The sequence below is a fragment of the Streptomyces sp. NPDC054765 genome (assembly GCF_053612065.1).
Window position 1 is genome coordinate 1 of the sequence record NZ_JBSHBP010000154.1, and the last position, 1,302, is coordinate 1,302.

At 66.8% G+C, this 1,302-nt stretch carries 1 protein-coding gene; it reads left to right on the plus strand.

Features of this window, described 5'->3' with window-relative positions; genetic code table 11:
* The first annotated feature begins 75 nt into the window (after positions 1 to 75).
* Positions 76 to 1,262, plus strand: a protein-coding gene (locus ACWGJY_RS37530) for an IS3 family transposase (protein ID WP_453265376.1) whose coding sequence is annotated in 2 segments (ribosomal slippage) — positions 76 to 349 and positions 349 to 1,262 — 1,188 coding nt in all. Because the reading frame shifts where the segments join, the coding sequence is not laid out codon by codon here.
* Positions 1,263 to 1,302: the final 40 nt, after the last annotated feature.

Sequence of the window (1,302 nt, forward strand, 5' to 3'; positions counted from 1 at the left end):
CTGAGCTGAACCGGATTTTGTAGCGGCCCTGAAGCCAGGCATGATCGCCTCGGCAGATGGGAGAACACAGGTCCGATGCCTGCACCACGGAAGTACCCCGACGAACTGCGCGAGCGAGCCGTCCGCGAAGTCCAGACCTCCGGCCGTCCCGTCTCCCACGTCGCGAAAGACCTGGGCATCCACAAGGAGGCCCTGCGCGGATGGGTCCGCCAGGCGGAGGCGGACAAGGGTGATCGGCCCGATCTGCTGACCACTGCGGAACGGACTGAGCTGACCCAACTCCGCAAGGAAATAGCCGAGTTGCGGCGCGCGAACGAGATCCTCAAAGCTGCCTCGGTGTTTTTCGCCAAGGAGCTCGACCAGCCCCGCACGAGGCTGACGCGGTGATCAACCACCTCCGCGGCGACTTCGGGGTCGAGCCCGTATGCCGGGAACTGGACCTCTCGGTCTCGGCATTCAACGCCCGCCGCAGGCGGCCCAAGTCCGCCCGGCGCCTGCGCGACGAACAGCTCGTCGAGCACATCCGCCGCATCCATGGCGCTTCCGGCGAGACTTACGGAGCCCGGCGCATCCACCGCCAGCTGCGGCGTGAGGGCATCACCGCGGCCCGGTGCACCATCGAGCGCCTCATGCGCGAAGACGGTCTGGAAGGCGTGATCCGCGGGCAGCGGCGCCGCACCACGATCGCCGAGCCGTCCGCGCCCAGGCCGCCCGATCTGGTCAACCGGCGCTTCACCGCGAGCCGGCCGAACCAGCTGTGGGTCGCCGACCTCACCTATATCCGCACCTGGTCCGGCTGGGTATACGTCGCCTTCGTCCTGGACGTGTACTCACGGATGATCGTTGGATGGCAGCTCGCCACCCACATGCGGACCGATCTCCCGCTGGACGCGTTGGAGATGGCCCTGTGGCGGCGGGGCATCAAGAAGGGCTCGGGTCTGATTCATCACAGCGACCGCGGTTCGCAATACGTGTCAATTCGCTACGGCGAGCGGCTGATCGAGGCCGGCGCGACCGCATCGGTCGGCTCCGTCGCCGACAGCTACGACAACGCGATGGCCGAGGCCCTCAACGGTTCCTTCAAGGCCGAGCTGATCGAGCACCAAGGCCCCTGGCGTGACTCTGACCAGGTCGAACGCGCCGTCGTCCAGTGGGTCGGCTGGTACAACACCGAGCGCCTACACTCCGCTCTCGACTACCTCCCACCCGAGGAATTCGAAGCCCAGCACTACCGATCCCAGGCAGCCCCGAACGCCGCCTGAAACCACAGAAACCGGCCGCTACGAAACTCGGGGCAGCTCA